Source organism: Brevundimonas sp., assembly GCF_035626975.1.
GTDB lineage: Bacteria > Pseudomonadota > Alphaproteobacteria > Caulobacterales > Caulobacteraceae > Brevundimonas.
The window spans coordinates 1-25,639 of the sequence record NZ_DASPMQ010000020.1 but is presented as its reverse complement, the minus strand read 5'-3'; the positions used below and the strand labels follow the sequence as shown (position 1 = coordinate 25,639).

Sequence of the window (25,639 nt, the reverse complement as noted above, 5' to 3'; positions counted from 1 at the left end):
CTAAGGGACCGGAATGGCTGACACCGACCTGTCCCGCTACCGCCCCAACGTCGGCGTCGTGCTGTTCCATCCGGACGGCCGCGTCTGGTACGGCCGCCGCGCCAACACGCCCGGACCGCACAATTGGCAGTTCCCGCAAGGCGGCGTCGATGAGGGCGAGGACTACGAGGCCGCCGCCCGCCGCGAACTGGCCGAGGAGACCGGGGTCACCTCGGCGGACCTGCTGGCGCAGACGCAGGAGTGGATCGCCTACGCCTTCCCGGCCGACTACGGCGGGACCAAACAGGCGCGCGGCTGGGCCGGGCAGAAGCAGAAATGGTTCGCCTTCCGCTTCACCGGCGACGAGTCCGAAATCGATCTCGCGCAACACGCCGAGATCGAGTTCGACGCCTGGCGGTGGGGCGCGCTCGACGAGGCCCCCGACCTGATCGTCCCCTTCAAGCGCGCGGCCTACGAGCAGGTGGTGCAGGCCTTCGCGCCGCTGGTGGTCTAGGGCCTGCCCCCAACCACTCCGTCATCCTCGGGCTTGACCCGAGGATCAGACCGTCCGGTGCTCGGTGGAAGGACTTGCGGTCGCGCTCGCAGGGCCGTTCCCGACGCACAGTCCGGCCCTCCGTCTGATCCTCGGGTCAAGCCCGAGGATGACGGCGGTAAATGAGGACGGGCCGCTGGCGACCGCCAGCCACTAGCCGCTCACCGCCGCGCACCCCTCAGGCTTCAGGACCCGCTTCGTCGAGGCCGGATATTTTTCCATCAGCCGCGTCGGCCGGATCGGGCGCGGGACGAAGCCGCCGCCGCAATTGGGGCAGACGCCCTTCAGCGTCCCGTCGACGCAGTCGGCGCAGAAGGTGCATTCGAAGGTGCAGATGCGGGCGTCGGCGCTGTCGAACGGCAGGTCGCGGTCGCAGCACTCGCAATTGGGTCTGAGTTCAAGCATGACGGCCCTCGTCTCCTCCCCCTCGGGGGAGGGGGACCCTGCGAAGCATGGTGGAAGGGGCCGGCGCGGGCAAGCTCAGGGCGCGCGGTTCCGGCCAAGGGCCAGCTGCACCAGCCCGTACACCGCCACCAGCGCCCAGGCCCCCTCCATCAGCACGGCCGACAGGTTGAAGTCGAAATACAGCGACACGAGGATCAGCAGGGCGCCGGTCAGGTTCAGCAGCAGCGCGGGCGCGCGCCGGGCGTCCAGCCGGCCGCTGGTCGCGCCGGCGTAGGCGGTCAGGATCATCAGGACGCCGACGACGCCGAGGATATCGGGCAAGCTCATGGCCTACGCCTAGCGGATCGTCCGGCCCCCGGCCACCGGCTCCCGCAGTGTAAGAATGACGATCTCGGGCGGCGCCCGGAAGCGCACCGGGAGGATGGAGACCCCGACGCCGCCCGTCACGAACAGCTTTCGTCCGCCTTCGTCGTACAGGCCGCACGCCCACCGTTCGGACATGCGCGAGGCATGCACCAGACGGCCGAAGACCGGAAGGTTGACCTGTCCGCAGTGCGTATGGCCGGCCAGCGTCAGGGCGACCCGGCCCGGGACGTCCGCAAACGGATCGGGCCAGTGAGTGAGCACGATGACCGGAGCGCCGTCGGTCACCTCCCGCAGGGTGGCCGACACCAGTGGCGGTTCGCGTGGCGACTCCATGTCCGCCAGACCGGCGATCCAGAAGGCCCCGCCAGGCCGCTGGACCCGCTCCGCCCGGTTGTCCAGCACCCGAACACCGGCCCTCGTCAGCGCCCCGGCGATGGCCGCGTCGCCGTACCAGGAGTCGTGATTGCCGAGGACGCCGTGGACGCCCAGCGGACTGGACAGGCCCCTGAAGGCCTCGACGCCTCGCAGGATTTCCGACTGCTCGGGTCGGGCCCGCATGGCCGCCGGTTCATGGCCCCCGGCGTAGTCCCCCAGAAGCACGACCATATCCGGCCGTTCGGCGTTCATTCGCGCCACCAGTCGCTCGATCCGCGCGACATCGGTATGGGGCGCCGCGACATGGGTGTCCGAAATGACGCCGATCCGCAGCGGCGGGCCGCGCCAGGTCGCGCTCTCGATGGTGACGTGGCGGACCGTCAGGGTGGCGGGCTCGATCAGAAAGGCCCAGACGCCGAAGATCCAGCCGACCGCAACGACCGCAGCCAGACTCCCGGCAAAAATAATCCGGCGACCGCGAAGCAGCCGCCGGATCACCAATGCACAGACGATCGGCCCGAGGACGGCGCCGATCCAGGCGAGGACCAGAACGATGCCCGGTCCCGCCACGGTTACAATCTCACGCCGCAGCCACTTCCGAGGCCTGTTCGGCCAGGATGGTCAGGCCGGCCGGGGTGACGTCGGCGAAACCGCCGTGGACCTCGAACTGGCGGCGCGAACCGCCATCGATGACCGTGACCATGCCTTCGCGCAGGGCGGTCATGAACGGCGCGTGGTCGGCCAGCACGCCGAAGTCGCCCTCGACGCCGGGCGCGTCGACCTGATCGACGAGGCCGCTGAAGACCTCGCGCTCAGGCGACACCAGCGAGAAGCTGAGTTTGCCGGCCATGGATCAGGCCGCCTCGGCCAGCTTGTGGGCCTTCTCGACGGCTTCCTCGATGGCGCCAACCATGTAGAAGGCGGCTTCCGGCAGGTGGTCGTATTCGCCGGCCACGATGCCCTTGAACGAGCGGATGGTGTCTTCCAGCGAGACGAACTTGCCCGGGGCGTTGGTGAACTGCTCGGCCACGAAGAACGGCTGCGACAGGAAGCGCTGGATCTTGCGGGCGCGCGAGACGACCAGCTTGTCCTCTTCCGACAGCTCGTCCATGCCCAGGATGGCGATGATGTCCTTCAGCGCCTTGTACTGCTGCAGCACTTCCTGGACCGAACGGGCGACCTGGTAGTGTTCGTCGCCGATGACCAGCGGGTCCATGATCCGCGAGGTCGAGTCAAGCGGGTCCACAGCCGGGAAGATGGCCTGGGCGGCGATGTCGCGGCTCAGCACGGTCGTCGCGTCCAGGTGGGCGAACGAGGCGGCGGGGGCCGGATCGGTCAGGTCGTCGGCGGGCACGTAGATGGCCTGGACCGAGGTGATCGAGCCCTTCTTGGTCGAGGTGATGCGCTCCTGCAGGTTGCCCATCTCGGTGGCCAGCGTCGGCTGGTAGCCCACGGCCGACGGGATGCGGCCCAGCAGCGCCGACACTTCCGAACCCGCCTGGGTGAAGCGGAAGATGTTGTCGACGAACAGCAGCACGTCCTTGCCTTCCACGTCGCGGAAGTACTCCGCCTGCGTCAGGCCGGTCAGGGCGACCCGGGCGCGGGCGCCGGGGGGCTCGTTCATCTGGCCGTAGACCAGGGCGCATTTCGAACCCTCGGTCGAGCCGTTGTTCTTGGCCGGGTCAACGTTGACGTTGGACTCGATCATCTCGTGGTAGAGGTCGTTGCCCTCGCGGGTGCGCTCGCCCACGCCGGCCAGCACGGAGTAGCCGCCGTACGCCTTGGCGATGTTGTTGATCAGCTCCTGCATGGTCACGGTCTTGCCCACGCCGGCGCCGCCGAACAGGCCGATCTTGCCGCCCTTGGTGTAGGGGCAGATCAGGTCGATGACCTTGATCCCCGTGACGAGGATTTCCGACGAGGTCGACTGCTCCTCGAAGCTCGGGGCCTCGCGGTGGATCGGGCGGTACATGGTGGTCTTGATCGGGCCCTGTTCGTCGATCGGCGCGCCGACGACGTTCATGATGCGGCCCAGCGTGCCCGGTCCGACCGGGGCCAGGATCGAGGTGCCGGTGTCGGTCACGGCCTGGCCGCGGGTCAGGCCTTCCGAGGTGTCCATGGCGATGGTGCGGACCATGTTCTCGCCGAGGTGCTGGGCGACTTCCAGAACCAGGGTGAAGGGCAGGCCGGTCTTCTGGTCGACGTTCTGGGTTTCCAGCGCGTTCAGGATGGCCGGCAGCTGGCCCTCGAACTCGACGTCGACGACGGCGCCGATGACCTGGGCGATCTTGCCCACGCCGGTGCCGGCGGTGACCACGGCGTTGCCGGTGGCGGCGGCGGCGGTCTTGGGAGCCTTGGGCGCGGCCGGCTTCTTGGCGGCGGTCTTCTTGGGAGCGGTGGTGTCGGTCATCGGTGCGGGTCCGTTGTCGTCGTGTGCGGTCAGGAGGTCAGATCAGAGGGCTTCGGCGCCGGAGATGATCTCGATCAGCTCCTTGGTGATCTGCGCCTGGCGGGATCGGTTGTATTGCAGGGTAAGGGCGGAAATCATGTCGCCGGCGTTGCGCGTGGCCGCGTCCATGGCGCCCATCTGGGCCCCGTAGAAGCCGGCCTGGTTCTCGTACAGCGAGGCGAGGATCTGGGTGGTGATGTTGCGCGGCAGCAGGGTGTCGAGGATCTCCTCCTCGGACGGTTCGTAGTCGTAGACCGCGCCGTTCAGGTTGATCGGCTCGGCGCCGCCCTCGACCACGGCCGGGATCAGCTGCTTGGCGGTCGGGACCTGCGAGATCACCGACTTGAACCGGCTGTAGAACAGGGTGACCACGTCGGCCCGGCCGTTCTCGAACTCGTCGGCGATCAGCTCGGCGATCGGCTGGGCCGACGGCAGGCCGATGACCTTGTGGTCCGACAGTTCGAACGTCCTGACGATGCGGTCGCCGAACAGCCGGGTCAGCTGGTCGCGCGACTTGCGGCCCACGGCGATGACGCGGACGTCCTTGCCGTCGGCGATCAGGCCGTTGATCCGGTCGCGGGCGGCGCGGACGATGTTCGACGAGAAGCCGCCGGCCAGGCCCTTGTCGGACGAGGCCACCACGATCAGGTGGCGCTGGTCCGAGCCGGTTCCGGCCAGGAGCTTCGGCGCGCCGTCGCCCGAGACGCCGGCCGCCAGATTGGCGATGACGGCCGCCATGCGCGCGGCGTAGGGCCGGGCCGCGACGGCCTGGTCCTGGGCGCGCTTCAGCTTGGCCGCGGCGACCATCTGCATGGCTTTCGTGATCTTCTGCGTGGCTTTCACGCTTCCGATCCGATTGCGCATTTCCTTGAGGCTGGCCATTCGGGCTGCTCTTTCTAGTCCCTACAGGTCAGGTCAGGCGAAGGTCTTGGCGAAGGCTTCGATGGCGGCCTTCAGTTCGGCTTCCAGCTCCTTCGACAGCGCCTTCTGGGTGCGGATGCCGTCGAGCAGCGAGGCGTGGGCCGAGTGCAGGCGGGCCAGCAGCTCGCGCTCGAAGCGCTGGATGTCGCCGATCGCCACATTGTCGAGATAGCCGCGGGTGCCGGCGTAGACCGACACGACCTGCTCCTCGACCGTCAGCGGCGAGTACTGCGGCTGCTTCAGCAGCTCGGTCAGGCGGGCGCCGCGGGCCAGCAGCTTCTGGGTCGAGGCGTCGAGGTCCGACCCGAACTTGGCGAACGCGGCCATCTCCCGGTACTGGGCCAGCTCGCCCTTGATGGAGCCGGCGACCTGCTTCATCGCCTTGATCTGGGCCGACGAGCCCACGCGCGACACTGAGATGCCGACGTTCACGGCCGGACGGATGCCTTGGTAGAACAGGTCGGACTCGAGGAAGATCTGGCCGTCGGTGATCGAGATCACATTGGTCGGGATGTAGGCCGAGACGTCGTTGGCCTGGGTCTCGATCAGCGGCAGGGCGGTCATCGAGCCCGAACCGTTGTCCTCGTTCAGCTTGGCGGCGCGCTCCAGCAGGCGGCTGTGCAGGTAGAAGACGTCGCCCGGATAGGCTTCGCGGCCCGGCGGACGGCGCAGCAGCAGCGACATCTGGCGATAGGCGACGGCCTGCTTGGACAGGTCGTCATAGACGATCAGGGCGTGCATGCCGTTGTCGCGGAAGAACTCGCCCATGGCGCAGCCCGAGAACGGGGCCAGGAACTGCAGCGGGGCCGGCTCCGACGCCGTGGCGGCCACGACGATGGTGTAGTCCAGGGCGCCGCGCTCCTCGAGCGTCTTGACGATCTGGGCCACGGTCGAGCGCTTCTGGCCGATGGCGACGTAGATGCAGTACAGCTTCTCGCCTTCGCTCGTCGCGGCGGCGTTGGTGGCCTTCTGGTTCAGGATGGTGTCGACGGCGACGGCGGTCTTGCCGACCTGACGGTCGCCGATGATCAGCTCGCGCTGGCCGCGGCCGATCGGGATCAGGGTGTCGATGGCCTTCAGGCCGGTCTGCATCGGCTCGTGCACCGACTTGCGCGGGATGATGCCCGGAGCCTTGACGTCGACGCGGCGGCGCTCGGTGAACTGGATCGGGCCCTTGCCGTCGATCGGCTCGCCCAGCGGGTTGACGACGCGGCCCAGCAGGCCCTTGCCGACCGGCACGTCCACGATCTCGCCGAGGCGGCGGACCTCGTCGCCCTCGGCGATCTGGTTGTCCTGGCCGAAGATCACGGCGCCGACGTTGTCGCGCTCGAGGTTCAGGGCCATGCCCTTCACGCCGGCCTTGGGGAACTCGATCATCTCGCCGGCCTGGACGTTGTCCAGACCGTGGATGCGCGCGATGCCGTCGCCGACCGACAGCACCTGGCCGACGTCCGAAACGTCCGCCTCGACGCCGAAGTTGGCGATCTGCGACTTGAGGATGGCCGAGATTTCGGCGGCGCGGATGTCCATGACAGGCTCTCTGTTATCGTCTTGTCAGCGCGGCCCCGTCGGAGCCGCGAGTGTTGGGGTCAGGCCCGTTTGAGGGCGAACTTCATCTGGTCGAGCTTGGTTTTCAGCGAGGCGTCGAACAGCTTCGACCCCACCTTGACCTTGAGGCCGCCCAGGATCGACGGATCGACGCGGGCGGTCATTTCCGGGTCCTTGCCCAGCGAGGCGCGCAGGGCGGACTGGATGGATTTCATCTGGGCGGCGCTCAGGGCCTGGGCCGAGACCACCTCGGCGGCGACCACGCCGGTCTTCTTCGCATACAGCAGGTCGAAGCCCGCCATCACGGCCGGCAGGTCGCCCGAGCGGCCGTTCTGGCCCAGCAGGCCGAGGAAGTTGCGGGTCACGCCGTTGAACTTCGCGGCGTCGGCGATGGCGACAAGACCCGTCTGCTGGTCCTCGGCGGCGATCACCGGCGAGGTGGCCAGCCGGCGCAGGTCGGCGCTGTCGTTCCACGCGGCGCGCAGCGACTTGAGATCGGCGCGCACGGCGTCGAGGACGCCCGTCTCGTCAGCGAGGTCGAACAGCGCCTGTGCGTAGCGCTCGCCGACTTCCGTCGTCCTGTAATCGTCAGCCACTTATAATGTCCGCGCGGTTGGCGTTCGGGTTGGCGACCGGCGGCGTGTCCGCGCCAGTCAAAGGTCTGAAATGCTTTGAGAAAGCACTTGGGGGACGCGTCTTGCAACGCGCCCTCCGGCTCAGCCGGGCGCCTGATAGCACCCTAACCCCCCGACCGCAACCGAGGCGGTCCGCCGCAGCGGCGCGGCGACGTAACGCGAATTGACGTGGCGAGGCGCGGTCCGGAGGCGAAGACTGGCCGTCGCCCCCGTCAGCCGGAACCGCGCCCATGACCCTCGCCCGCACCGTCTCCGCCCTGATCGCCGCCGCCGTGCTGTCGGCCGCGCCCGTCGCGCAGGCTGCGGCCGGGGCCGGCGACCCGGCCGCGTTCCGGGTGATGAGCTACAACATCCGCTTCGACGGGCCGTCCGACAATCCGCTGTGGAGCGAGCGCCGCCCGCACATGGCCGACCAGATCGCCTTCCTCGACCCCGACCTGCTGGGCCTGCAGGAGGCGCTGCCGCACCAGGTCGCCTGGCTCGCGGAACAGCTGCCCGGCTACGACCGCTATGGCCTCGGCCGCGACGACGGCCTCGCCGGCGAGGCCGCGACCCTGTTCTGGCGGCGCGACCGCTACGAGCGGCTGCGTGCCGAGACCTTCTGGTGTTCGCCCACCCCGGACCGGCCGTCGAAGGGCTGGGACGCCGCCTACCCCCGCACCGTCACCCGGGTCCTGCTGCGCGACCGGCGCGACGGCCGGCTGCTCGACGTCCGCAACACCCATTTCGACCACGTCGGCGTCGTCGCCCGCGAACAGTGCGCCGAACTGGTCTCCGGCCTCGCCCCGGCCGAGGCCGACGGCGCGGCCGCCGAGGTCGTGCTGATGGGCGACTTCAACACCGGGCCGGACACCGCGCCGTATCGCCGCATCGTCGCCTCGGGCCTGCGCGACGCCCGCGCTATCAGCCCGACCGACTTCGGCCCCGCCGGCACCTTCAACGCCTTCGACATCGCGAAGGACAACGAGGGCGTGGCCATCGACCACATCTTCGTCGGCCCCGGCCTGGCGGTCGAGCGCTTCGCCGTGCCCACCGACTCCTTCGGCGGCCGGGTCATTTCGGATCACTTCCCGGTGGTGGCGGACGTGGTCCCGGTGGGACGCTGAACGCACGCTTCACCATCCCCCTCCGTCATCCTCGGGCCTGACCCGAGGATCAGACCGTCCGGTGCTCGGTAGACCAGGATGCGGTCACGCCCGCGGCGCCGCTTCCATCGCACAGCCCGGCCCCCGCATCTGATCCTCGGGTCAAGCCCGAGGATGACGGCGCCGGGGGGGCGTGCCGTCAGTGCACCGCGTTCTTCGCCCGGTTGCGGTGATAGGTCTGGTTGAGCAGCTCGACCCCCAGCGAGAAGGCGATGGCGAAGTAGAGATAGCCGCGCGGGATGTGGAAGCCGAAGCCGTCGGCGACCAGCGCGACCCCGACCAGCAGGATGAAGCTCAGCGCCAGGATCTTGGTCGTCGGCGCCTTCTCGATGAAGTCGGCGACCGGTTTGGCGGCGACCAGCATCACCAGGGTCGACAGCACCACGGCGGCGACCATCACCCAGACGATCGAGGTCATGCCGACGGCGGTGATGACGCTGTCCAGCGAGAAGACCACGTTGATGATGGCGATCTGGACCAGCACGGCGCCGAGGCTGGTGGCCTTGCCCACCACGGTGTTGACGTCGTGCGCCCCCTCGACCGAGTGGTGGACCTCCATGGTGCCCTTGGCCAGCAGGAACAGGCCGCCCGCGATCAGCACCAGGCTCTCGATGGTGAAGTCGTGGCCGAAGGCGCTGAACAGCGACGCCTCCATATGGGTCAGCAGCGCCAGCCCGCCCAGCATGACAATGCGCATGACCATGGCCATCCACAGGCCGATCTGGCGGGCGCGGCCCTGTTCGTCGGCCGGCAGGCGCGACACGGCCACGGCCAGGAAGACGATGTTGTCGATGCCCAGCACGATCTCGAGGAAGGTCAGGGCCAGCAGACTGGTCAGGACCTCGACGGTGAGCAGTTCGAGCATGGATCGTCCTCCGGCAGTCCGCACTCTATACGAAGGCCCGCGACGCTTCGTCCATAGGGCCCGCCTTGCCCGCGGTCCCGACGCTGGGTAGGGACGACCGGATATTCTGGAGACGACCCCGATGTTCGAAGGCTTCGCCGCGCTGCTGACTGATCCCGCCGCCTGGGCGGCCCTGATCACCCTGGTGGTGATGGAGGTGGTGCTGGGCATCGACAATCTGATCTTCATCTCGATCCTGTCGAACAAGCTGCCGCCCGAGCATCGCCAGCGCACCCGCCGCATCGGCATCGGCCTCGCCCTGATCATGCGCCTGGGGCTGCTGGCCACCATCGGCTGGATCGTCGGCCTGACCCAGCCGGTCTTCAATCTCGGCCTGGCCGGCGCGGGCTGGGACACCGAGTTCAGCTGGCGCGACCTGATCCTGATCGCCGGCGGCCTCTTCCTGGTCTGGAAGGCGACGACCGAGGTCCACCACGCCGTCGACCCCAGCATCGGCGACGACATGCTGGAGAAGAACAAGACCACCGCCGTCATCAACAACGTCGGCGCCGCCATCGGCCAGATCATCCTGCTGGACCTGGTCTTCTCGATCGACTCCATCCTGACCGCCGTCGGCATGACCGACCATGTGCCGATCATGATGGTCGCGGTGATCATCGCCGTCATCGCCATGCTGGTCGCCTCCGACCCGCTGGCGGACTTCATCGACAAGAACCCGACCATCGTCATGCTGGCCCTGGGCTTCCTGCTGATGATCGGCATGGTGCTGATCGCCGACGGCTTCGGCGTCCACGTGCCCAAGGGCTACATCTACGCCGCCATGGCCTTCTCGGCCCTCGTCGAGGGGCTCAACATGATGGGCCGCAAGGCCGCGCAGAAGAAGGCGGCGGCGCTCGAGGCGCGCCGGGCCGAGCTCAACAAGACCGAAACGGCCGAACCGGGGGTTTAGGCGCAGGCGCCGCGGCCAGCGGGCAGCCGCCTGCGCCGCCCCCTCCGTCCGGCCCGCTGATCGCGGCCCGGCCACCTCCCCACGAGTGGGGAGGTGAAGCCCTCCCTCACCTCCCCATCGCAGATGGGGAGGGGGACCGCGCGAAGCGTGGTGGAGGGGGCGCCGCCGGCATCATGACGCTGTGCTGACAATCCGCGGATCTATAGTCGGGTTCAGCGAAAAATATCCGGCGACATCAACCACATCCGCTTTTCTCAAACCGATCTTCCCGCCGCACCGGCCGACGGGCGTACCGTGTGGCTTTTCGCCGCCGACGGTCTTTGACAATCAAACCCCCTCCGCGCCGCCAGGGACGTGACGGCCAAAGCGAGACTTCGAGCGCTTTCGACCCGGATCGTTCAGACTGTTCAGACGGTTCAGACCATGTTTTTCGTCTGAACTGGCGGCCTAGAGGAAACTGTACGGGTCCACGTCAACGTTGAGCCGCACCGACGCCGGCACCTTCACCCGCGCCAGCCACGCCCGCAAAAACCCCTGCAGATCGACGTCGCGATCCGCCCGGACCAGCAGCCGCTTGCGCCGCCGGCCGCGCACCAGCGCCAGCGGCGCGTCGGCGGGGCCATAGACCTCCAGCCGCTCGGCGTTGGGGATCGAGCCGGCCAGTTCGCGCGCCACCTTCTCCACCGCCGCGGCGTTCTCGCCCGACAGGATCAGCGCCGCCAGCCGGCCGTAGGGCGGCAGGGACGCGGCCTCCCGCTCGGCCATCTCGGCCTCGACGAAAGCGTCGCGGTCGCCCGCCGCCAGCGCCATCAGCACCGGATGCTCCGGCGTCCAGGTCTGCAATATGGCCCGGCCCCGCTTCTCGGCCCGCCCCGCCCGGCCGGTCGCCTGCGTCAACAGTTGAAAGGTCCGCTCGGCCGCCCGCAGATCGCCGCCCCTCAGCCCGAGGTCGGCGTCGACCACCCCGACCAGGGTCAGGTGCGGGAAGTTGTGCCCCTTGGCCGCGGCCTGGGTCGCCACCAGGATGTCGATCTCGCCCTCGGCCATGCGCTGGATCAGCGCCCGCGCCGACTTCGCGTCGGGCACGGTGTCCGAGCTGAACACCGCCGTCCGCGCCTGCGGGAACAGCTGGCGCACCTCCTCCTCGACCCGTTCGACGCCCGGCCCGACCGAGACCAGCGAGTCCTCCGCCCCGCACGACGGGCAGTGTCGGGGCCGCAGCATGGTGAAGCCGGTCAGGTGGCAGACCAGCCGCCCGGTGTAGCGATGCTCGACCAGCCAGCTGTCGGTGTCCGGCGCCGTCATCCGGTGCCCGCAGGCCCGGCACAGCACCACCGGCGCATAGCCCCGCCGGTTCAGAAACAGCAGGGTCTGCTCGCCGCGGGCCAGCGTCTCCCCGATCGCCTCGCGCAGCGGCTGCGACAGCCAGGTCTGCGGATCGGGCGGGCTCTGGCGCAGGTCCAGCAGGGCGATCTGCGGCAGCACCGCCGCCCCGTGCCGGGCCTCCAGTTTCAGCCAGCCGTAGCGGCCGTGATGGGCGTTCCACAGCGTCTCCAGCGACGGCGTGGCCGAGGCCAGCACCACCGTCGCGCCCTCGATCCGCGCCCGCGCCACGGCGAGGTCGCGGCCGTGGTAGACCAGCCCCTCCTCCTGCTTGAACGAGCCGTCGTGCTCCTCGTCCACCACCAGCAGGCGCAGGTTGGCGTAGGGCAGGAACAGGGCCGACCGCGCCCCGACCACGATGTTGCAGCGCCCCGCCACCACCGCCTCCCAGACCTGCCGCCGCCTCGGCGGGGCGACCCCGGAATGCCATTCGGCCGGCGCGGCCCCGAAGCGCGCCGCGATCCGCTCGATCAGGGCCTGGGTCAGGGCGATCTCGGGCAGCAGGATCAGCACCTGCGCCGCGGGATCCGCCTTCAGCGTCCGCGCCGCCGCCTCGAGATAGGCCTCGGTCTTGCCCGAGCCGGTGACCCCGTCCAGCAGGAAGGGGGCGAACCCGCCCTTCGCCGTGGCCGCCGCGATGGCGTCCGCCGCCGCCGCCTGGTCGGCGTTCAGCGTCGCCGGGGCGTGATCGGGGTCCGGCGCGTCGAAGGCGGCGACCGCCTCGATCTCCACCGCCTCAAGCACCCCTTCGTCGAGCAGGCCCTTGACCACTCCGGACGACACCCCCGCCGCCCGCGCCAGATCGGGGCCCGGCATGGCCCGCTCGCCCAGCGTCTCCAGAACCGCGCTCCGCGCCGCCGTCAGCTTGGCCGGGACCCGTTCGCCGACCCGCCGCACCCGCCGCTCGGGCCGGGGCCGCGGCGCCCGCAACCCCTTCAGCGCCGCCGAGGCCATCTCGCCCGGCGCGCTCAGCGTCCAGCGCGCCGCCCATTCGACGAAGTCCACCGTGCGTTCGGGCAGGCGCGGATCGTCCAGCACCTGGGCCACCGCCTTCAGCCGCCGGTTCGAACCCGTGGTCTCGCGCACCTCGGCCACGATCCCGCGCATCAGCCGCGGCCCCAACGGCACGGCGACCTGATCGCCCCGGGCGAGTTCGAGCGCTTCCGGAACCTCGTAGTCGAAGGCCTCGGGCACCGGCAGCGGGATAAGGACGGATGCGACTTTCACCCGGCGGCCCGGTCCGCTAGAAGCGCGCCCATGAAACTCTTCCTCGACACCGCCGACGTCGCCGTCATCAAGGACATGGTCCCCACCGGAATGGTGGACGGCGTCACCACCAATCCCACGCTGATCGCCAAGTCCGGTCGCAACATAGCCGAGGTCATCGCCGAGATTTGCGCCCTCGTCGAGGGCCCGATCTCCGCCGAGGCCGTGGCGACCGATTTCGAGACCATGGTGCGGGAGGGCGACAAGCTCGCCGCCATCGCCCCCAATGTGGTCGTGAAACTGCCCCTGACCTGGGACGGCCTGCGCGCCACCCGCGTCTTCGCCGACAAGGGGATCAAGACCAACGTCACCCTGTGCTTCTCGGCCGCCCAGGCCATGCTGGCCGCCAAGGCCGGCGCCACCTTCGTGTCGCCCTTCGTGGGCCGGCTGGAAGACCACGGCGCCGACGGCATCGGCCTGCTGGAAGAGATCCGGGCCCTGTTCGACATCCACGACTTCGGCACCGAAATCCTCGCCGCCAGCCTGCGCAATCCCGGCCACGTCTCGGCCGCGGCCGTCGCCGGCGCCGACGCCTCGACCATCCCGGCCGACGTTTTCAAGGCCCTGGTCAAGCACCCGTTAACCGACAAGGGGCTTGATGCCTTCCTGGCGGACTGGGGCAAGACCGGCCAGTCGATTCTGTAGTTCTGCCTCGGGGAGAGGTCTGTGAGCGTATCGCCTGACCTCTCTTCGGATACGCCGGCCGAGCCGCACTGGCCGGAAATCCGCGCCTGGCTGCAGGCCAATCCCCAGACCCTGCTCGACGACCGCTCTCTGCTGGAAGAGATCGGGCTCAAGCCGCACGGCCGCAACGTCGTCGAGTTCGGCCGCGCCGCCCTGACCCGGCTGGAGGCCGCCGCCGAGCGCGAGGCCGACGCCCGCAAGCGCATCGAAGCGATCGCCCGCGCCAATTTCGCCGCCCAGACCCAGACCCACGTGGCGGCGCTGGACCTGATGGAGGCGCGCAACCCCTCCGACCTGTCCCGCCGCCTCGACGCCGTGGCGCAAGGCCGGTTCGGCCTGACCGCCGCCGCCATCGCCCTCGAGAAGCCCGGCGCCGTCCCGTTCGGCTGGAGGTCGCTCGACGCCGGCGCCGTCGACAAGCTGCTCGGCGACGACGGTCTCACCTGGCTCGGCCCGAATTTCGACGGTCTGAACCTCTTCGGCGCGACCGAGGGCGAGGTGAAGTCGGTCGCCCTGATCCGCATGGCCCCGCTGTTCCCCGGCGACGAGCCGCCGGCCCGCCCCGCCCTGTGCGCCTTTGGCTCGCCGGAGGAGGACGGATTCACCCCGACCATGGGCTGCGAACTGGTCGCCTTCATCGCCCGGGTGGTCGAGCGCACGGCCGAACGATGGCCCATTCTCAGCTGACCCCCGACCTCGGCGCCGATGGGGCCCTCGCAGCCTGGCTGGAGCATCTGGCCCACGAGCGCCGCCTGTCGCCCCGCACCCTGGAAGCCTACGGCCATATCGGCCGCCAGTATCTCGCCTTCCTCCAGCGCCACCGGGGCGAGGCCCAGCGGCTCGCCGATCTCGGGACCGTCACCCCCGCCGAGCTCCGCGCCCATCTGGCCGAGCGCCGCTCCGGCGACCATCCGCTGAACGCCCGTTCGATCAGCCAGACCCTGTCGGCGATCCGCACCTTCCACGTCTTCCTCGATCGCCGCTGCGGCGTCGCTGCGCCCCAGCTGGCTCTCGTCCGCGGCCCGCGGATCAAGGCCTCCCTGCCCCGCCCGGTCACCGAGGATCAGGCCCGCGGCCTGATGCAGGAGCCTGGAGCCGATCCGGACGCCGCGCCGTGGGAGGCCGCCCGCGACCGCGCCGTCCTGACCCTGCTCTACGGCTGCGGCCTGCGCATCTCCGAGGGACTGTCCCTGACCCGCGCCGACGCGCCCCTGCCGGAGGCCCTGCGCATCACCGGCAAGGGCGGCAAGACCCGGCTGGCTCCGGTTCTGCCCGCCGTGCGCGCCGCGATCGAGGATTATCTGGCGCTGCAGCCCTTCCCCCTGGCGCCCGGCGACGCCCTGTTCCGCGCCCGTCGCGGCGGCCCGCTCAGCCCGCGCCACGTCCAGGCGACGGTGCAGCGTCTGCGCGGCAGGCTCGGCCTGCCGGCGAGCGCCACGCCGCACGCCCTGCGCCACAGCTTCGCCACCCATCTGCTTGGAGCGGGGGCCGACCTGCGCGCGATCCAGGAACTGCTGGGCCACGCCAGCCTGTCGACGACCCAGAAATACACCGCCGTCGACGCCGCCCGCCTGCTGAACGCCTATTCAGCCGCCCATCCGCGGGCCTGACCGTCAGGCCTGCATGGTCCAGCCGTCGACGCCCATGGCCGCCTGTTTGACGGCTTCCGAACGGGTCGGGTGCGGATGGCAGATGCGGGCGATGTCCTCGCTGGCGCCCCCGAAGGCCATGGCCACGCAGGCCTCGCCGATCATTTCGCCAGCCTGGGGCCCGAGGATGTGCACGCCGAGGACGCGATCCGTGGCGGCGTCGGCCAGCACCTTCACGAAACCCTCGGTCTCGTGGTTGATCTTGGCCCGGCTGTTGGCGGTGAAGGGAAACTTTCCGCTCCTGTAGGCGACGCCGGCCTCCTTCAGCTGCTCCTCGGTCTTGCCGACCCAGGCCACCTCGGGCGAGGTGTAGACCACGCTCGGGACCAGGTCGTAGTCCACATGCCCCGCCTTGCCGGCGATCAGCTCGATCACCGCCACGGCGTCCTCTTCCGCCTTGTGGGCCAGCATCGGGCCGTGGGTCACGTCGCCGATCACCCAGACGCCGTCAGCGACCTTGAAGTGGTCGCCGGCCACGAAGCCGCGCCTGTCCGCCTCGACGCCCACCGTCTCCAGACCGAGGCCCTCGGTGTAGGGACGGCGGCCGATGGCGACCAGCACCACGTCGCCCTTCAGCGTCTCCGCCGCGCCGCCGGCGGCGGGCTCGACGGTCAGCTCGACGCCGTCCTTCGACGTCTTCGCCCCGGTGACCTTCGCTCCCAGCCTGAAGGTCATGCCCTGTTTGGTCAGGGCGCGCTGGAAGGCCTTGGCCACCTCGCTGTCCATGCCGGGGGTGATGCGGTCCAGATACTCGACCACCGTCACCTGCGCGCCCAGCCGGCGCCAGACCGAACCGAGCTCCAGCCCGATGATCCCGGCCCCGACCACGATCAGCTGCTTCGGCACGACCGGCAGCGACAGGGCCCCCGTGGAATCCACCACCCTGCCCGCCTCGAAAGCCACGCCCGGCAAGGGGGTTGGCTCCGAACCGGTGGCGATGACGATGTTCTTCGCCGTCAGCGTCGTCTTCGATCCGTCGGCGGCGGTCACCTCGACCTGGCCCGCGCCGGCGATGCGCCCGCGGCCCTTCACCCAGTCGACCTTGTTCTTCTTGAACAGGAATTCGATACCCTTGGTCAGGGCGCCGACGCTGTCCTGCTTCTGGCTCATCATCTGGCCGAGGTTCAGTTTCGGCGTCCCGACCTCGATGCCGAGAGCCGGGAACTCCTTCGTCGCCGCCTCGAACAGCTCCGAGGCGTGCAGCAGCGCCTTGGAGGGCATGCAGCCGACGTTCAGGCAGGTGCCGCCTAGGGTGTCGCGCATCTCGACGCAGGCGGCCTTCAGCCCCAGCTGTCCGGCCCGGATGGCGGCGTTGTAGCCGCCCGGCCCGCCGCCGATGATGACCACGTCATACGCGGCGTTCGGGGATGCGGCATCGGCCATGAGGTCTCTCGTTCAGTGGGCGCGGGGGGGAGCGCGCGGAACCTAGCGGCGCGCCGGTGCGCGTCAACCGTCGGATCCGATATAGGCGCCGTCGCCGATCGGGCGAGGCCCTGAGGCCACGGCCTAGTAGGCGAACTGGCCCGGAGTGCGCACCCGCCGGATGCGGCGGCCGGCGATCATGACCAGCAGGCCCAGCACGACCAGCCCGCCGAGCATCAGCCACAGCGGCTCGACGGGCAGGCTCGAAAGCGCTTCGGGCGCCGCCATCGTCGCGGGTCCGGAAGCGGCGGCCTCGCCGCCCTGCCGGGCCAGCGCCAGCCGCAGGGCGGCGTCGGCGAGAAAACCCAGGAAATAGGCCACGGCGGCCTTCGAATTGCCGGCGCCGAGCATCAGCGCCGCGATCACATAAAGGACGACAGCGGCCGCCCACACGCCCCAGGCGGGAACCATGCCGAACAGGGCCCCGCCGCCGAGCACCGCCGCGCCGACACGCACGACCGTCTCCTCCCGTCCCGCGCCTTCAATGAACGGCGACATGAACGGCCAGGCCAGCCAGCCGGCGTAAGCCAGGACCGCCAGCACCACGATGAAACGCAACAGCTTCATGATCGACGCTCCTGTGGACCGTTAACCATTCTACACCGCTACAGCGGCGACGCCAGCCGGCGCCTCGGCGACGGCGCCCGGCAGGGTGATGGACACCTCCGCGCCGCGCCCCGCCTGGCTGTCGATGGACAGCACGCCGCCCGACTGCCGCGCGAAGGCGTAGGCCTGCGACAGGCCCAGGCCCGCCGCCCCCTCGCGGGTCGTGAAGAAGGGCTCCACCGCCCGGGCGGCGAGGTCGCGGTCCATGCCGGGCCCGCTGTCGCGGACGCTGAGGCGCAGGCCGCCTTCCATCAGGGCTTCCAGGCGAACGGCGACCGAGCCGTTGCCGTCGATCGCCTCGACCGCATTGCGGGTCAGCGCCTTGACCGCCCCCTCGAACGCCACCGGATCGATCCGCGCCGGCGCGGCTTCGGCCGGGCCCTCGATCATCAGGTCGACTCCCGCGCCGGCCAGGTCGCGCAGCCGGCTCTCCATGCCGCGCAGCAGCACGCCGGCGTCCATGATCCGCAGCACGGGCTCGTCGTCGCCCTGCGAGAAGGCGGTCAACCGACGCGTCAGCAGTTCGCCCTTCTGGCCCGCGGCCAGCGCCGCCTGGCCGATACGCCGCACCCGGGCGGGGTCGTCGGCCTGGCGCAGCATCATGTCCAGGGCGCCGGTCATGACGCCGAGCACGGCGTTGAAATCATGCGCCAGACCGCCGGTCAGGCGGCCGACGCTCTCCATCCGCCGCCCGCCCTGGAGCTCGGCCTCGGCCTCGGCGCGCACCCGTTCAGCGGCGGCCCGGGCATGTTCGGCCTCGGCGCGCGCCGCGGCGGCGGCGGCCAGCGCCTCGGCGGCGGCGGCGCGGGCTGCGGCGGCCTCCTCGCGCAGGGAGTCGTCAGTCACGGCGTCGGGCGCGGACCCGGCCGCCGACGGCTCGGCGATCTCCACGACGGCCGGCGCAGGATCCGCCCGCTCGCCGGCCAGCAACAGGGCGTCCGCCTGCCCGTCGGCGTCGGCCAGCGGCAGCATCGACCAGCGAATGCCCCCGGCGCCGCCGCGGCGCGACGTGATCGGTTCGGCCTCCCCGGCCGGCGCGGCCAGTCCGGCCCGCAGGGACTGGCGGCCCTCAACCCGCTCGTCCTCGTCCAGGAACAAATCCGCGAAGTCGCCCTCGGCCGTCTCTCGCCCCAGCACCAGAAGCGCCGTGCGGTTGGCCTCGCGCACCCGTCCGTCCGCCCCCACCACGACCAGGGCGCTGGAAGCGGCGTCGAACACCCGGCGGGTCAGGTCATCGCCGGTCGGCGCCGGCTCGGGCGCGATCACCTCGGGCGTCATCAGCCCTTCGCTTTCGACGATGGCGGCGGTCGAGCCGGTGATCTGGCCCAGTTCATTCTCGATCGGCATGGCCGTAACCGAGACCAGCATCTTGCGGCGCGAGGCCGGATTGGCCAGCAGATGCTGGAACCCCTTCACCGTCTGCCCTCTCAGGGCCCGGGCGCTGGGCAGCAGGTCGGGCGGAACGGGCCGCCCGTCAGGGAAGGTGATGCCCCAGGTAGCCGAGTGGAAGCGCAGGCCGATCAGCTCGGCGTCGCGGCGGCCCAGCAGTTGGTGCGCGGCCCGGTTGGCGAAGACGAACTTGCCCTGCCGGTCAGTCTCGACCAGGGCGACGGGAATGGCGTTCAAGGTCTCGAACAGCCGCTTCTGCGAATCCTCGGCCACCCGCTGGACTTCATCCAGCTGGTCCGTCGCGTTCACGTGCCGCGAACGGTTGGCGGCGGCCAGCCACAGGCCGATCAGGCCGATGAGCCAGCCGACGGCCGCCAGACCGCCCAGAACCCAAACCCAGTTGACCTGGCCTTCCAGAAACATGCGCCTCGACTGTCCCGTTCTGGCGCCCCATGGCGCCGTTCGGGCTATACCTTGCAAACGGCGAACCGGAACGACCCCGTTTCCCCACCAGGGCGACTAGACCCCCGCCGCGGCCCGGTCCAGCCGGAGCAGCGCTCAGGCCGCCGACGTAGACGTTTTTTCCCCCGTCCGCATCCGCCGCGCCCGGCGCCGGTCCAGGAGAGCCAGGGCCCCGATGCCGAGCGGAATGGTCCAGTAGGTGAAGCCGGGCAGCCACGGCGCGAGCGGCAACAGCGGGCTCAGCGCCAGGACCGATGACAGCGCTCCCACGCCGGCGGCCAGAAACCACGTTCGCGCCCAGGAATTCGCCTCGATCCAGCCCGCCCCGCCGATGGCCAGCCCCGCCCGGGCATGGCGAAACAGCAGGGTGTACAGCACGGACAGGATCAGGAAGCCCGCCCCGTAGATCGCGTAGATCCAGCCCAACTGGCCGAAGCCGTCGATGAGGCCGCCGCCGGGCAGAAAACCGCCCGACATGAAATGCAGCGCCGTCTTGGTCAGCAGCCTGAACGGGAACACGAACACCAACACCGAGAAGACCACGGCCAGGCTCAGCAGCGTCGCCATCCCGTCCCGTTTGGGCCCGAGCGCCGACCAGGCCCGGTGGGCCAGCCAGAACAGCATGATCAGCGCAAACCCCGCGAGGAAGGCGGGAATGCGCAGCAACGCGCGCAGCAGGTCGTCAAACGACCTCAGCGGCTCCCCGCCGGCGATGATGAGTAGCGACACCGCAAAGGCGAAGGCGGCGTCCACGAAAGCGTCCAGCCGGTTGGCCTCCCCAGGCGCCGGCCGGTCGTTAAGGCCTGTACGACTGTCCATACCGCCGCCCTCCTGCTCCCGACCGAACGGTGATCGATTCAGGCGACGGGATCAACGGGGCCGCATCGCGGGGCGGGACGAAAAGCCGGGGCCCCGGGGGCAGGAAGCAAGAAAGCCCGATCGCGAGGACCGGGCTTCCTGGGTTCGACTGGAGCGGGCGAAGAGATTCGAACTCTCGACCCCAACCTTGGCAAGGTTGTGCTCTACCACTGAGCTACGCCCGCATCTCAATCGAGAGCGGGGCCTATAGCGGAGGGGCGGCGAACCCTGCAAGTCCCTTTGCGGAAGATTCCGCAATTGCGCTCAAGCAGGGAGGCTCCACGAGCCGGGCGTCAGCGCGGCGCGAAGCACCCGGCCCTACCGGGGCGCAAGCCGGATCGCGCCATCAAGGCGAATGCACTCGCCGTTGATGTAGACGTTGCGAGCCAGCTCCAGCACCAGCGAGGCGTAGTCGGCGGGCGTGCCGAGGCGGCTCGGGAAAGGAATGGCGGCGGCCAGGGCGTCCTGGATTTTCTGGTCCATGCCCGCCATCATCGGCGTCCACATGATGCCGGGCAGGATGGTGTTGCAGCGCACGCCTTCCTGGGCGAGGTCGCGGGCCACAGGCAGGGTCATGGCGTAGACGCCGCCCTTGGAGGCCGAATAGGCCGCCTGGCCGATCTGGCCGTCCTGCGCGGCCACCGAGGCCGTGTTGACGATCAGGCCGCGCTCGCCGTCGGCCATCGGCTCCAGCGTCACCATCCCCGCCGCCGACTGCGACAGCACCCGGAAGGTGCCGAACAGGTTGACCCGCACCGTACGCTCGAACTGGGCCATGTCGTGGGCCCGGATCTCGCCGGTGTCCTTCTTGCGCGACACCGTCTTCTGGCCCGTGGCGATGCCGGCGCAGTTGACCGTCAGACGCTCCTGCCCATGGGCGGCGCGCGCCTTTTCGAACCCGGCGGCCACCGAGGCGTCGTCGGTCACGTCGACCGGGCAGAAAAACCCGCCGATCTCGCTGGCGATCGCCTCGCCTCGCTCCTCATTGAGGTCGAACAGGGCCACCTTCGCGCCCGTCGCCGCGATCGCGCGCGCCGTGCCCTCGCCCAGACCCGAGGCCCCGCCGGTGACCACTGCGGCGATGCTGCTGTCGAGTTTCATGGCGCGAGCCCCTATCTTGTATGAACCTGAGTTTCGGCCGGGGGTTTAACCGCCATGACCGCCAAAGCCAAACCCGCCACGCCCGAGGAGGCGCTCGACCCGTCGCGCGCCCTCGTGCCGTCCGTGCAGCGGGTCAACGAGATGCGGGTGAGCAAGGGCTTCTGGCCCAAGATCCGGCGCACGGCGGCCCGGATTCCGTTCGCGGGTCAGGCCCTGTCCGTCTGGTTCGCCGCCCGTGATCCACAGACGCCCGCCGCAGCCAAGGGGATCATGCTGGGGGCCCTGGCCTATTTCGTCCTGCCCATCGACGCCATTCCGGACATCTTCGCCGGCATCGGCTTCACCGACGACGCCGCGGTCATCGGCGCCCTGATCGCCACCCTCGGCGCCAACATCAAGCGCCGCCACAAGGATCAGGCCCGATCCGCGCTGGAACGGCTGCGCGAGGACTAGGACTCCACCGTCACCACCACCTTGCCCATCACCGAACGGTCGCCCAGCGCCTTGATGGCTTCGTGGGCGCGCTCGAGCGGGAAGGTGCGGCTGACGCGCGGCTTGATCTTGCCATCGCTCCAGAAGCGGAACAGGTCGGCCATATTGGCGGCGTGGGCGGCGGGATCGCGCATCACCGCCGCGCCCCAGAACACCCCGATCACCGACACCGACTTCAGCAGCGTCAGGTTTAGCGGCAGGGCCGGGATCCCGGCCGGGAAGCCGACCACCAGATAACGGCCGTTCCAGTCCATGGCCCTGAGCGCCGGCTCGCAATAGTCGCCGCCGACCGCGTCATAGACCACGTCCGGCCCGTCGCGGCCCGACGCCAGCTTCAGCTCGCCGGACAGTTCCTTCTGCGCCGCCTTGTCCATCTTGCCGGTCGGGTAGATCAGGCCATTGTCGGCGCCCGCCTCGAGCGCGAACTGCACCTTGTCGTTGGTCGAGGCGGCGGCGATGACGTGCGCGCCCATGGCCTTGCCCAATTCCACCGCCGCCACGCCGACGCCGCCGGCCGCGCCGAGCACCAGCAGGGCCTCGCCGGCCTTCAGCTGGGCCCGGTCCTTCAGCGCGTAGTACGACGTGCCGTAGGTCATCACGAGGGCCGCGGCGGTCTCGAAATCCATGCCGTCGGGGATCTTCATCACCGAGGCCGCGGGGACCGCCAGCCGCTCGACCATGCCGCCCCAGCCCGGCACGGCGATGACCCGGTCGCCCTTGCGCACCGTGGTCACCCCTTCGCCGATCGCCTCGACCACGCCTGAAACCTCGCCGCCGGGCGAGAAGGGACGCTGCGGCTTGAACTGGTATTTGTCCTCGATGATCAGGGTGTCGGGGAAGTTGACGCCGACCGCCCTGACCTCGATCACCACCTCGCCCTTCATCGGCCGGGGGTCCAGCACCTCCTCGACCACCAGGGTTTCGGGACCGCCGGGAGCCTTGGACAGGACTGCGCGCATGGTGGAAGTCTCCCGGAAGGCGTCCCGCCCCGGTGGCGCGCGCGTCGGCTTGAGGCTAATCAGCGCCACGCCCCTTTGAAAGAGGCGATCCGGAGACGACCCCGAATGACGGCCCTCATCCTGCACGGCGGCGCGGGCGCCCGGCGCGAGCGCAACTATGACCGCGAGGTCGTGCACATGCGCGAGGTTGTGGAGGCGATGAAGGCCCGTCTGGACGCCGGCGCCGCGGCGCTGGACGTGGCCGTCGAGGCGGTCGTGATGCTCGAGGATTCCGGCCTCTACGTCGCCGGCCGCGGCGCCTCGCCCAACCTCGCGGGTGGCTATGAGCTGGACGCCAGCCTGATGGACGGGGACGGCCGCAGGCCCGGCGCCGTGGCGGCCCTGCAGGGCTTCCGCAACCCGATCCGCGCCGCCCGCGCCGTACTGGACCACACGCCGCACGTCATGCTGGTCGGCGAAGGCGCGGCGGCCTTCTGCGCCGACCAGGGACTGGAGCGGATCGGAGATCCCGAAGCCTGGTTCACCCGCGCCGGCCAGGGCGAGGACAACCATCCGCCGGGCGTGCTGAGCCACGGCACGGTCGGCTGCTGCGTGCTCGACGCTGACGGCCGGCTGGCGGCGGCGACCTCGACGGCGGGCGTGTTCGGCAAGATGCCGGGGCGGGTCGGCGACACCCCCATCCTCGCCGCCGGCACCTGGGCCGACGACCGGATCGCCGCCTCGGGCACCGGTCAGGGCGAATACTTCATGCGCGTGGCCGCGACCGCCCAGGTCAGCTGGCGCGTCGCCGCCGGTCAATCATTGATCGAGGCGGCCCAGGGCGTGATCGACGAGATCGGCGCCCTGGGCGGCGACGGCGGCCTGATCGCGCTGGACCGCGACGGAAACATCGCCCAGTCCTTCAACAGCCAGGGCATGAAGCGCGCCTGGCTGACCCCCGCCGGCGAGATCGGTGTGGAGGTGTTCGGGCGTTGATTGCGCCGAATTGATCTTCGGACGAACGCGGTTCATCCGGCGTTCACGGCAACGCTGGCCTAAGCGTCACGGGAGCAAGAGGGACCCGTCCATGAAGTCGATATTCGCCGCCGCGGCCATCGCCGCGCTGATCGCCACATCCGCCTGCGCGCCCGTCGTCGAGGGCGGACCGCCGTTGGATTTGCCGCCAGGCCTGCAGGAAACGGCGCAGGTCGGCTCCATCACCATGTCCAGCGACTGGCTCGACGCAGAAGAGGATTTCGCCGAAACCTTCTCGGAGGAGGTTCACGAGGAACTGAAGCGCTGCATGTGGGGCACGGCGCCGATCGATCTCCGCATTCACATCGACGACATTCATCGCGGCGACCGCTTGGGGGGCCTGCTGAACGGCGACACCGTCCATACCCTGTCCGGCACGGTGGAGTTCGTCGATCCCTCGCGTGACAATCTTGTCGTCGGTCGTTTCCCGGTCTCGGTGGCGACCAGCGGGCAGGGCCGCCTCGGCGCCCTGATCGGCGACCGCCAGATGATGGTGTCCGAAGAATTCGGCCGCGCCGTCTGCGACCAGGCCTTCGGCCGCAACCCGCGCGACCGCGGCCCGCACAACGCCACGCGTGGCTAGAACAGAAAAAGGGCCGGCGGATCGCTCCGCCGGCCCCTCATTCCGGTGATCTATCGCGCGTTCGCGCTACTTGAGACCTATTCCGCCGCGACAGCCTCGACCGTGCCGCGGGCCAGGTTGCGCAGCACATAGGGCATCACGCCGCCGGCCTTGAAGTAGTCCAGCTCGGTCTGGTTATCGATGCGGCAGCGCACCGGGAAGCGGGCCATCTTGCCGTCCGACGGGCGGAACAGTTCGACCCACAGGTCCTGACGCGGGCGCAACCGGCCGACATTGGCGTCCGACAGGCCGCGGATCGTCACGATTTCCTCGCCGGTCAGGCCCAGACGGGTCCAGCCGTCCTGCTTGAACTGCAGCGGCACGACGCCCATCCCGACCAGGTTGGAGCGGTGGATGCGCTCGTAGCTCTCGGCGAGGACCGCGCGCACGCCCAGCAGGCGGGTGCCCTTGGCCGCCCAGTCGCGCGACGAGCCGGTGCCGTATTCCTTGCCCGCGAACACCACCAGCGGCCGGCCCTCGGACTGGTAGCGCATGGCCGCGTCGTAGATCGACATCGTGTCCTGCGACGGGAAATGCTTCGTCACCCCGCCCTCGATGTCCGGCGTGATCTTGTTGCGGATGCGGATGTTGGCGAAGGTGCCGCGCATCATCACTTCATGGTTCCCGCGGCGAGCGCCGTAGGAGTTGAAGTCCAGCGCGTCGACGCCGTGCCCGGTCAGATAGGCGCCGGCCGGCGAGGTTTTCTTGATCGAACCGGCCGGGCTGATGTGGTCGGTGGTGATCGAGTCGCCGAAGATGGCCAGCACCCGGGCCTCGACGATGTCGGCGACCGGCGCAGGCTCCATAGACATGCCCTCGAAATAGGGCGGGTTCTGCACATAGGTGGAGGCGTCGTCCCAGGCGTAGGTCTGACCGCCCTCGACCTTGATGCCCTGCCAGTGCTTGTCGCCCTTGAAGACGTCGGCGTAGCGTTTGGCGAACATGGCCGGGGTGACCGACTTCTTCTGGAGGTCGGCGATCTCCTTCGAGGTCGGCCACACGTCCTTCAGGAAGACATCCTTGCCCTTCTTGTCCTGGCCGATCGGATCCTTCGAGATGTCGATCCGCATCGAGCCGGCCAGCGCATAGGCCACGACCAGCGGCGGCGAGGCCAGGTAGTTGGCCTGGACGTCCGGATTCACCCGGCCCTCGAAGTTGCGGTTGCCCGACAGTACGCTGGTGGCGACCAGGCCGTTGTCGTTGATCGCCTTCGAAATCTCATCCGACAGCGGGCCCGAGTTGCCGATGCAGGTGGTGCAGCCGTAGCCGACCAGCGTGAAGCCGAGCTGGTTCAGGTCGGCGCTCGTCCCCGAGCTGTCCAGGTAGTCGGTGACGACCTTGGAGCCGGGGGCCAGGCTCGTCTTCACCCAGGGCGGCACCTCGAGCCCGCGCTGCACCGCCTTCCGCGCCACCAGCCCCGCGCCCAGCATCACGGAGGGGTTGGAGGTGTTCGTGCAGCTCGTGATCGCGGCGATCAGCACCGTGCCGTGTCCGATGGTGCCCGCGACCCGGGGCACGGGCGCGACCACGACGTCCGGCGTC

26 protein-coding genes and 1 tRNA gene are annotated in these 25,639 nt (G+C 69.9%); 9 read left to right on the top strand and 18 right to left on the bottom strand.

The annotated features are described in order from the left end of the window. Positions 1–13: 13 nt before the first annotated feature. Positions 14–493: an RNA pyrophosphohydrolase gene (locus VEB62_RS06020; protein ID WP_324796756.1), complete on the top strand. Its 480-nt coding sequence runs from the start codon at positions 14–16 to the stop codon at positions 491–493. A gap of 192 nt (positions 494–685) precedes the next feature. On the opposite strand, the gene VEB62_RS06015 is transcribed toward VEB62_RS06020, so the two are convergent. The 8 genes from VEB62_RS06015 to VEB62_RS05980 form a co-directional block, all read right to left on the bottom strand. Continuing rightward, positions 686–937, bottom strand: a complete 252-nt coding sequence (locus VEB62_RS06015; RefSeq protein ID WP_324796753.1) for a DUF1272 domain-containing protein — start codon at positions 935–937, stop codon at positions 686–688. A 75-nt stretch (positions 938–1,012) separates the two neighbouring features. Further along, on the bottom strand, positions 1,013–1,264 hold the full coding sequence (locus VEB62_RS06010; RefSeq protein ID WP_324796751.1) for a CBU_0592 family membrane protein: 252 nt from the start codon (positions 1,262–1,264) through the stop codon (positions 1,013–1,015). 9 nt (positions 1,265–1,273) lie between these two features. After that, positions 1,274–2,248, bottom strand: coding sequence for a metallophosphoesterase (locus VEB62_RS06005; RefSeq protein ID WP_324796748.1), 975 nt, complete (start codon positions 2,246–2,248; stop codon positions 1,274–1,276). A gap of 10 nt (positions 2,249–2,258) precedes the next feature. After that, entirely contained in the window at positions 2,259–2,528 is a 270-nt protein-coding gene (locus VEB62_RS06000; protein WP_324796746.1) for an ATP synthase F1 subunit epsilon, read from the bottom strand. 3 nt (positions 2,529–2,531) lie between these two features. Next, the gene (gene atpD, locus VEB62_RS05995) at positions 2,532–4,088 is read right to left on the bottom strand and encodes a F0F1 ATP synthase subunit beta (protein WP_324796743.1); all 1,557 of its coding nucleotides are present in this window, start codon (positions 4,086–4,088) and stop codon (positions 2,532–2,534) included. Positions 4,089–4,130: 42 nt separating this feature from the next. Then, entirely contained in the window at positions 4,131–5,009 is an 879-nt protein-coding gene (locus tag VEB62_RS05990; RefSeq protein ID WP_324796740.1) for a F0F1 ATP synthase subunit gamma, read from the bottom strand. Between the two features lie 33 nt (positions 5,010–5,042). Continuing rightward, the gene (gene atpA / locus VEB62_RS05985; protein ID WP_324796739.1) at positions 5,043–6,578 is read right to left on the bottom strand and encodes a F0F1 ATP synthase subunit alpha; all 1,536 of its coding nucleotides are present in this window, start codon (positions 6,576–6,578) and stop codon (positions 5,043–5,045) included. Positions 6,579–6,637: 59 nt separating this feature from the next. Further along, on the bottom strand, positions 6,638–7,192 hold the full coding sequence (locus tag VEB62_RS05980) for a F0F1 ATP synthase subunit delta (RefSeq protein ID WP_324796736.1): 555 nt from the start codon (positions 7,190–7,192) through the stop codon (positions 6,638–6,640). A 269-nt stretch (positions 7,193–7,461) separates the two neighbouring features. On the opposite strand from VEB62_RS05980, the gene VEB62_RS05975 reads away from it, so the two are divergent. Continuing rightward, positions 7,462–8,337, top strand: coding sequence for an endonuclease/exonuclease/phosphatase family protein (locus VEB62_RS05975; protein ID WP_324796733.1), 876 nt, complete (start codon positions 7,462–7,464; stop codon positions 8,335–8,337). 178 nt (positions 8,338–8,515) lie between these two features. On the opposite strand, the gene VEB62_RS05970 is transcribed toward VEB62_RS05975, so the two are convergent. Then, entirely contained in the window at positions 8,516–9,241 is a 726-nt protein-coding gene (locus VEB62_RS05970) for a TerC family protein (protein WP_324796730.1), read from the bottom strand. A gap of 121 nt (positions 9,242–9,362) precedes the next feature. On the opposite strand from VEB62_RS05970, the gene VEB62_RS05965 reads away from it, so the two are divergent. Continuing rightward, entirely contained in the window at positions 9,363–10,190 is an 828-nt protein-coding gene (locus VEB62_RS05965; RefSeq protein WP_324796727.1) for a TerC family protein, read from the top strand. A gap of 447 nt (positions 10,191–10,637) precedes the next feature. On the opposite strand, the gene VEB62_RS05960 is transcribed toward VEB62_RS05965, so the two are convergent. After that, positions 10,638–12,800, bottom strand: a complete 2,163-nt coding sequence (locus tag VEB62_RS05960) for a primosomal protein N' (RefSeq protein ID WP_324796724.1) — start codon at positions 12,798–12,800, stop codon at positions 10,638–10,640. Positions 12,801–12,830: 30 nt separating this feature from the next. Between VEB62_RS05960 and fsa the strand changes: the two genes are divergently transcribed. The 3 genes from fsa to VEB62_RS05945 are packed head-to-tail and all read left to right on the top strand — an operon-like array spanning position 12,831 to position 15,133. Continuing rightward, entirely contained in the window at positions 12,831–13,484 is a 654-nt protein-coding gene (fsa, locus tag VEB62_RS05955; RefSeq protein WP_324796721.1) for a fructose-6-phosphate aldolase, read from the top strand. Positions 13,485–13,505: 21 nt separating this feature from the next. After that, positions 13,506–14,210 carry a DUF484 family protein gene (locus tag VEB62_RS05950; protein WP_324796719.1) on the top strand — a complete coding sequence of 235 codons (705 nt, stop codon included), beginning with the start codon at positions 13,506–13,508 and terminating at the stop codon, positions 14,208–14,210. Then, positions 14,192–15,133 carry a tyrosine recombinase XerC gene (locus tag VEB62_RS05945; protein ID WP_324796716.1) on the top strand — a complete coding sequence of 314 codons (942 nt, stop codon included), beginning with the start codon at positions 14,192–14,194 and terminating at the stop codon, positions 15,131–15,133. Before VEB62_RS05950 ends, VEB62_RS05945 begins: the two co-directional genes overlap by 19 nt. Before the next feature lie 3 nt (positions 15,134–15,136). Here VEB62_RS05945 and lpdA read toward each other — a convergent pair whose 3' ends face one another. From lpdA to VEB62_RS05915, 6 genes are all read right to left on the bottom strand, one after another. Beyond that, entirely contained in the window at positions 15,137–16,555 is a 1,419-nt protein-coding gene (lpdA, locus tag VEB62_RS05940; protein ID WP_324796713.1) for a dihydrolipoyl dehydrogenase, read from the bottom strand. Between the two features lie 123 nt (positions 16,556–16,678). Then, positions 16,679–17,161 carry a hypothetical protein gene (locus tag VEB62_RS05935; protein WP_324796710.1) on the bottom strand — a complete coding sequence of 161 codons (483 nt, stop codon included), beginning with the start codon at positions 17,159–17,161 and terminating at the stop codon, positions 16,679–16,681. A gap of 30 nt (positions 17,162–17,191) precedes the next feature. Next, the gene (locus tag VEB62_RS05930; RefSeq protein WP_324796707.1) at positions 17,192–19,012 is read right to left on the bottom strand and encodes a PAS domain-containing sensor histidine kinase; all 1,821 of its coding nucleotides are present in this window, start codon (positions 19,010–19,012) and stop codon (positions 17,192–17,194) included. Between the two features lie 135 nt (positions 19,013–19,147). Continuing rightward, complete coding sequence (locus VEB62_RS05925) at positions 19,148–19,870, bottom strand: TMEM175 family protein (RefSeq protein WP_324796704.1); 723 nt, start codon at positions 19,868–19,870, stop codon at positions 19,148–19,150. Positions 19,871–20,019: 149 nt separating this feature from the next. Next, a tRNA-Gly gene (locus VEB62_RS05920) sits at positions 20,020–20,094 on the bottom strand. Positions 20,095–20,227: 133 nt separating this feature from the next. Then, the gene (locus VEB62_RS05915) at positions 20,228–21,010 is read right to left on the bottom strand and encodes an SDR family NAD(P)-dependent oxidoreductase (protein ID WP_324796701.1); all 783 of its coding nucleotides are present in this window, start codon (positions 21,008–21,010) and stop codon (positions 20,228–20,230) included. A 54-nt stretch (positions 21,011–21,064) separates the two neighbouring features. Here VEB62_RS05915 and VEB62_RS05910 point away from each other — a divergent pair, with 54 nt between their 5' ends. Further along, on the top strand, positions 21,065–21,463 hold the full coding sequence (locus VEB62_RS05910) for a YkvA family protein (protein ID WP_324796698.1): 399 nt from the start codon (positions 21,065–21,067) through the stop codon (positions 21,461–21,463). On the opposite strand, the gene VEB62_RS05905 is transcribed toward VEB62_RS05910, so the two are convergent. Further along, the gene (locus VEB62_RS05905; RefSeq protein WP_324796695.1) at positions 21,460–22,461 is read right to left on the bottom strand and encodes an NADPH:quinone oxidoreductase family protein; all 1,002 of its coding nucleotides are present in this window, start codon (positions 22,459–22,461) and stop codon (positions 21,460–21,462) included. The genes VEB62_RS05910 and VEB62_RS05905 overlap by 4 nt on opposite strands. A 105-nt stretch (positions 22,462–22,566) precedes the next feature. Here VEB62_RS05905 and VEB62_RS05900 point away from each other — a divergent pair, with 105 nt between their 5' ends. Together VEB62_RS05900 and VEB62_RS05895 are read left to right on the top strand one after the other, a co-directional pair. Then, positions 22,567–23,436, top strand: coding sequence for an isoaspartyl peptidase/L-asparaginase family protein (locus tag VEB62_RS05900; RefSeq protein WP_324796692.1), 870 nt, complete (start codon positions 22,567–22,569; stop codon positions 23,434–23,436). A gap of 91 nt (positions 23,437–23,527) precedes the next feature. Further along, positions 23,528–24,058 carry a hypothetical protein gene (locus tag VEB62_RS05895; RefSeq protein ID WP_324796689.1) on the top strand — a complete coding sequence of 177 codons (531 nt, stop codon included), beginning with the start codon at positions 23,528–23,530 and terminating at the stop codon, positions 24,056–24,058. Between the two features lie 77 nt (positions 24,059–24,135). Here the strand turns inward: VEB62_RS05895 and VEB62_RS05890 are convergent. Then, positions 24,136–25,639 (bottom strand): aconitate hydratase AcnA (locus tag VEB62_RS05890; protein WP_324796686.1); only part of this gene is annotated, 1,504 nt, incomplete at its 5' end.

Bases quoted from the DNA above. Each gene is read 5' to 3' on its own strand.
- VEB62_RS06020 (WP_324796756.1), top strand. From the start codon at position 14: ATGGCTGACACCGACCTGTCCCGCTACCGCCCCAACGTCGGCGTCGTG.
- VEB62_RS06015 (WP_324796753.1), bottom strand. From the start codon at position 937: ATGCTTGAACTCAGACCCAATTGCGAGTGCTGCGACCGCGACCTGCCG.
- VEB62_RS06010 (WP_324796751.1), bottom strand. From the start codon at position 1,264: ATGAGCTTGCCCGATATCCTCGGCGTCGTCGGCGTCCTGATGATCCTG.
- VEB62_RS06000 (WP_324796746.1), bottom strand. From the start codon at position 2,528: ATGGCCGGCAAACTCAGCTTCTCGCTGGTGTCGCCTGAGCGCGAGGTC.
- atpD (WP_324796743.1), bottom strand. From the start codon at position 4,088: ATGACCGACACCACCGCTCCCAAGAAGACCGCCGCCAAGAAGCCGGCC.
- VEB62_RS05990 (WP_324796740.1), bottom strand. From the start codon at position 5,009: ATGGCCAGCCTCAAGGAAATGCGCAATCGGATCGGAAGCGTGAAAGCC.
- atpA (WP_324796739.1), bottom strand. From the start codon at position 6,578: ATGGACATCCGCGCCGCCGAAATCTCGGCCATCCTCAAGTCGCAGATC.
- VEB62_RS05975 (WP_324796733.1), top strand. From the start codon at position 7,462: ATGACCCTCGCCCGCACCGTCTCCGCCCTGATCGCCGCCGCCGTGCTG.
- VEB62_RS05970 (WP_324796730.1), bottom strand. From the start codon at position 9,241: ATGCTCGAACTGCTCACCGTCGAGGTCCTGACCAGTCTGCTGGCCCTG.
- VEB62_RS05965 (WP_324796727.1), top strand. From the start codon at position 9,363: ATGTTCGAAGGCTTCGCCGCGCTGCTGACTGATCCCGCCGCCTGGGCG.
- fsa (WP_324796721.1), top strand. From the start codon at position 12,831: ATGAAACTCTTCCTCGACACCGCCGACGTCGCCGTCATCAAGGACATG.
- VEB62_RS05945 (WP_324796716.1), top strand. From the start codon at position 14,192: ATGGCCCATTCTCAGCTGACCCCCGACCTCGGCGCCGATGGGGCCCTC.
- lpdA (WP_324796713.1), bottom strand. From the start codon at position 16,555: ATGGCCGATGCCGCATCCCCGAACGCCGCGTATGACGTGGTCATCATC.
- VEB62_RS05935 (WP_324796710.1), bottom strand. From the start codon at position 17,161: ATGAAGCTGTTGCGTTTCATCGTGGTGCTGGCGGTCCTGGCTTACGCC.
- VEB62_RS05930 (WP_324796707.1), bottom strand. From the start codon at position 19,012: ATGTTTCTGGAAGGCCAGGTCAACTGGGTTTGGGTTCTGGGCGGTCTG.
- VEB62_RS05925 (WP_324796704.1), bottom strand. From the start codon at position 19,870: ATGGACAGTCGTACAGGCCTTAACGACCGGCCGGCGCCTGGGGAGGCC.
- VEB62_RS05915 (WP_324796701.1), bottom strand. From the start codon at position 21,010: ATGAAACTCGACAGCAGCATCGCCGCAGTGGTCACCGGCGGGGCCTCG.
- VEB62_RS05910 (WP_324796698.1), top strand. From the start codon at position 21,065: ATGACCGCCAAAGCCAAACCCGCCACGCCCGAGGAGGCGCTCGACCCG.
- VEB62_RS05905 (WP_324796695.1), bottom strand. From the start codon at position 22,461: ATGCGCGCAGTCCTGTCCAAGGCTCCCGGCGGTCCCGAAACCCTGGTG.
- VEB62_RS05900 (WP_324796692.1), top strand. From the start codon at position 22,567: ATGACGGCCCTCATCCTGCACGGCGGCGCGGGCGCCCGGCGCGAGCGC.
- VEB62_RS05895 (WP_324796689.1), top strand. From the start codon at position 23,528: ATGAAGTCGATATTCGCCGCCGCGGCCATCGCCGCGCTGATCGCCACA.